The organism is Enterovibrio gelatinilyticus, assembly GCF_028683095.1.
GTDB classification, from domain to species: domain Bacteria; phylum Pseudomonadota; class Gammaproteobacteria; order Enterobacterales; family Vibrionaceae; genus Enterovibrio; species Enterovibrio gelatinilyticus.
Genome location: NZ_JAJUBC010000058.1, coordinates 1 through 4,679 on the forward strand (window position 1 = coordinate 1; position 4,679 = coordinate 4,679).

Here is a 4,679-nt window from a genome sequence, read left to right on the forward strand (position 1 = left end):
GTTAATTACATCACCGACACAGTGATCAGACACTTCAAATTCATTTCATACTGGTAAGATTCAGCAATAAAAACGCCATTGTCAGGGAACGAAATGGACGACATAACATTTTCAGTGGGTGCAGTAACCTTCAAATATTCGCTCACTCACGAGCAAAAGAAATTCTTACGACTCGCACAAGAAACCACCGTTGACCTCAATCAATGCCCGGTATTTTCGGATCATATTACCGACACGATCCATGCAGCGATCCCTGATGAGTTAAAACTACCGACAGAAAAACAACTCAAGTACGCCTGAACCATTTCGAAGGATTTGAATGTTAAATTACCTAAAAATTATGACGAAAGCGCCTTAGCCTGTTTGTCGTTTATCGCAGACCACAAGCCAGCCCACGATAGGGTGCTGGCGATGTTCAATGGGATTAAGGGGAAGTTGTTGGGGTAGGCTGAATCTGTAGTCTGAACATGTGGATTGCAGACGATGTTCAAAAAATGCCAGTGTTATTTTCATCTAGATAGATCATTGGCGTAAGGCTTTTTCGGAGTTTCAGAGAAATTTTATGCGCTTTCTCAAGCTCTGAGTCATCTAGAGATTTCTGATTGAATTCATAGGTTACGATATGATTAAACTTTCTCATTTGGCGACCAAATTCTAGATTGTGATCGTTTCGGTTAAAATCATCAACCAACGCCCATGCAGCACCGAGAATAAGCGCTTCTCTATCGTTCAGAGCTTTTCTTGCAAACACAGGGCTATAACCTGAGGCGTTGCTCCATATTGGTAACATTCTTAGTATTTGGTGATCAATATAATCTGTTTCGAGTAGTGAGTTTTCATAATATAAATAAATATTAGTGGCATAAGAATCATTGTTATTGGCCATGAAGATGTAGAGATCTTTTATGATTTCTCTATCTTTATCTGACAACAGATAGCTATCTCTTTTCGATTCATTACTTCTCATCCAAATAGGATAGCCAAAATTCCGTTGGTAAATATCTAACAATGTGATAATTGGGTGATGGTAATTATTCTTTGCGCCATCTACTGCTGCTTTTGCCAATATATTAAAGCTTTCCTCGTCTACAGTTGTCGTAGGGCTATAGCCACCCTTCAACATAGTGTCATGAAGATATATCGCATACCCAGCTCTGGGATCACCAGCACTAGCCAATTTTTTTAGTGCTGCTCTTCCTTTCTCTCCCCACTCTTCGCTGCAGTGGTACCCCATATATTGAGTACATTCAATGTCTCTACTGTCTAATTTAATTGCCGCGTACGGATTGCCGAGTTTAGCAGCTTTAGTGAGCAGTTTGCCCGCAGTTTCCCCAGAGTAGATACTTTGACCATAGGTGATTTGTGCTAACCAAAACATGGCCTCCGGATTGCCTTTTTCTACAAGAGGTGCCAGTAGGGCTTCTGCTTTTTCTTTGTTGCCATATTGAATGGCTAACAATGGAGCATAGAGTGGCTCTTCTGGGCGGTATCGGCTAGCGGCGTAGGGGTCACTATTCACCTTGTTGTCATCTAAATATGAAGATAGTTGCTGTGATAGAAAACTTGGACCTTCGGCAATTTTTCGCTGAAAGCCACTGGGGTAATTTATGTAAGCTAAATATAAAGCAAAAACAATCAACAGATTGCTTAAAACATGTTTTATATCCATTTTACTAGTACTGTTTTTTTTGAATGATTCCAAATTCAACTTCCTTTCAGTCGCTATAAATCAATACTATTTAAATTAAAAATAGAACTAAAAAGCCCTAGTTTGATTCTCATCTAGGTAGATTATTGGCGTTAGGGTCTTTATTAGATCCTTGGAAACTTCACGCGCTTTTTCAAGCTCCGAGTCATCTAAGAAATTCAGATTGAACTCGTTAGTTATGAAATATTCATATGTCTGAAACTGTCTTCCATAGTCAAAACTATGGTCATTACGGTTAAAATCATCAACCATCGCCCATGCTGCACCAAGAATCAATGCTGATCTATTTGAATCAGATGTTCTAGCAAACGCAGGTCCGTATTTATAAACCGTACTTAAAAGTGTTAATGTCCGTAGGATTTGGTCATCAGTATAGTCCTCGTCAATAACTGCATTTTCACCATTGCGTGCAAAAGGTAAATTTAGATTAATAGCATATGCATCATTATTTTTTGCTGCTAGCTTATACAGGTTTTTTAAAATTCCTCTGTCTTTTTCAGATAAGACTTGAGTATTGTCATCTGTATCACTTCTGCTTACCCAAATGGGGTAGCTGTAGCTTTGATGATATAGACTTGCTAGCTCCATAAGCGGATAATAGTAATGATCCTTCACACCATCAACAGCCGCTTTTGCCAGAACGTTAAAACTTTCTTCGCTTACAGCTGTTCTGTTACCACCTTTTAACATCACATCATGCTGAAAAAGAGCATACCCAGCTCTGGCATCACCAGTCTCGGCCAATTTTTTCAGTATGACTCTACCCTTTTCTCCCCATTCTTCGCTGCAGTGATACCCTATGTATTGAGTACATTCACTGTCTCTACTGTCTAATCTAATTGCCGCGTATGGGTTGCCGAGTTTGGCAGCTTTTGTAAACAGTTCCCCAGCAGTACCCCCTGAATAGATACTTTGTCCGTAGGTAATTTCTGCTAACCAAAACATGGCTTCTGAATCGCCTTTTTCTACTAGAGGTGCCAGTAGCGATTCTGCTTTTTCTTTGTTGCCATATTGAATGGCTAACAATGGAGCATAGAGCGGATCTTCTGGACTATATCGGCTAGCGGCGTAGGGATCTCTATTCACCTTGTTGTCATCTAAATATGAAGACAGTTGTTTAGATAGAAAACTTGGACCTTCGGCAATTTTTTGCTGAAAGCCACTGGGGTAGCTTTCAGCAAAAAAATATATAGCGAAGGCAATCGACAGACTGGTGAAAAAATATCTTTTATCCATATTACTGTCAGTGCTGAGCTCTAAATAAAAGTTTAAATATCATCATCTATTGAACGCTGCCTTTTTATTTTTAATATCTTAATTCCACTATTTATTATATGAATACTCTAGAGTGCCTTTGTTTGGTTTTCATCTAAGTAAATCATTGGCGTTAATGATTTGATTATCTTGCCTGAAAGTTTTTTTGCTTCTTCGATATCTGTCTCGTTTGGTGTTATTGCATTTTTTCCTCTATCTAAAAAATACATGAACATATTTAAGCTTATATTTTTTTCATGGTTATTTCGGTTGAAATCATCAACTAACGCCCAGGCAATGCCATTTATTAATTCTTCATTATTTATCGTTGACTTTCTTGCGAATATAGGGCCGTAACTATGAACGGTGCTAAAAATCCTCAACGTCCTGAGTGTTTGGCTATCGATGTAATTTTCATCTAGACTAAGGATGTTACCTTTCTCCTTGCTTGGAAAGTTAACATAAATTGAATATGCATCATTATTTCTTGCTGCAACCATGTATAGACTTTTAATTAATTCGTCATCTTTACTCGACACGGTATAGTTATCATCTTTCCCGTGATTGATTCTTGACCATATAGGGTATGCGAAGCTTTTTTGGTATAGATCTAGCAATTCCATTAAGGGATAGTAATACTGAGTCTTCACACCATCTACAGCAGCTTTTGCTAATACTTGAAAGCTTTCCTCACTAAGTGTCGCTCTTGGGCTGTAGCCGCCATTTAAGACTGCATCGTGTTTGTAAAGTGCAAAACCGGCTCTGGCATCGCCCGATTCAGCTAATTTAATTAATATCTCTCTACCTTTTTCACCCCACTCTTTACTGCAGTAGTGGCTCATATATTGAATACATTCAATGTCTCTATTATCCAACCTTATCGCTGCATACGGGTTACCATACTCTGCTGCTTTGGCAAAAAGTTTTCCCGCGGTTTCCCCAGAGTAAATACTTTGTCCATAAGTGATTTCTGCCAACCAAAACATGGCTTCTGAATCGCTTTTTTCTACTAGAGGTTTAAGTAGAGTTTCCGCTCTCTCTTTGTTGCCATATTGAATGGCTAGAAGTGGGGCGTACAGTGGATCTTCTGGACGATATCGACTGGCGGCATAAGGATCACTATTAATCTTGTCGTCATCTATATAAGCCGATAATTCATCAGATAGGAAATCTGGCCCTTTGGAAATTTTTAGTTGAAAGCCACTGGGATATACAATAAATACAATTAAAAGCACTGTTAAGGAAAGAAATGCTAAAATCCAATGCTTATATTTCTCTCTCATTTCACCATCCATGATTTTTCTGTCCAACTAGGGTTTTTTCAATCTTATTTGAAATTTCGCTATAGTTTTCGGTTGCAATGTCACCAACTATAATCGAATCCTTAAAAATTGAAATATAGCTTTTATCACTAACATACAACTTCATTCTAGAGCATAATGCTGGAGAAAGATTGTTGAATGTGTTTTTTATGTGTATTTTTTCCGTTGTATAACTTGGGCTTAACCTTGTTAAATCAAGATTGGAAATAAAATCAGCTAACGTACTCCAGCCTTCTGCAAATCGTCGGCATCTCTCAAGACGATTTTGCGCGCTCTCTAAGTTGCTTTCCATCAGTATCAAAGATTTTTCAAACTGAGAGCACCTTGCATCTTTGTCATTGTCATCTTTTGGGGATATCCACTCCATGATTTTCACAATAGCTTGTGCCTTTAGC

5 protein-coding genes are annotated in these 4,679 nt (G+C 38.4%); 1 reads left to right on the forward strand and 4 read right to left on the reverse strand.

Annotation, left to right across the window (positions count from 1 at the left end; all coding sequences use genetic code 11):
• Positions 1–93 precede the first annotated feature (93 nt).
• The gene (locus tag LRP50_RS24985) at positions 94–300 is read left to right on the forward strand and encodes a hypothetical protein (protein WP_274167104.1); all 207 of its coding nucleotides are present in this window, start codon (positions 94–96) and stop codon (positions 298–300) included.
• A gap of 187 nt (positions 301–487) precedes the next feature.
• Here LRP50_RS24985 and LRP50_RS24990 read toward each other — a convergent pair whose 3' ends face one another.
• The 4 genes from LRP50_RS24990 to LRP50_RS25005 form a co-directional block, all read right to left on the reverse strand.
• Positions 488–1,702 (reverse strand): SEL1-like repeat protein, encoded by a 1,215-nt coding sequence (locus tag LRP50_RS24990; protein ID WP_274167105.1) that lies wholly within the window; start codon positions 1,700–1,702, stop codon positions 488–490.
• 54 nt (positions 1,703–1,756) lie between these two features.
• Complete coding sequence (locus LRP50_RS24995) at positions 1,757–2,944, reverse strand: SEL1-like repeat protein (protein ID WP_274167106.1); 1,188 nt, start codon at positions 2,942–2,944, stop codon at positions 1,757–1,759.
• 107 nt (positions 2,945–3,051) lie between these two features.
• A complete protein-coding gene (locus LRP50_RS25000) occupies positions 3,052–4,257 on the reverse strand; it encodes a hypothetical protein (protein WP_274167107.1) in 1,206 nt (401 codons plus the stop codon).
• A partial coding sequence (locus LRP50_RS25005; RefSeq protein WP_274167108.1) for a hypothetical protein occupies positions 4,247–4,679 on the reverse strand: 433 nt, incomplete at its 5' end. The genes LRP50_RS25005 and LRP50_RS25000, both read right to left, overlap by 11 nt.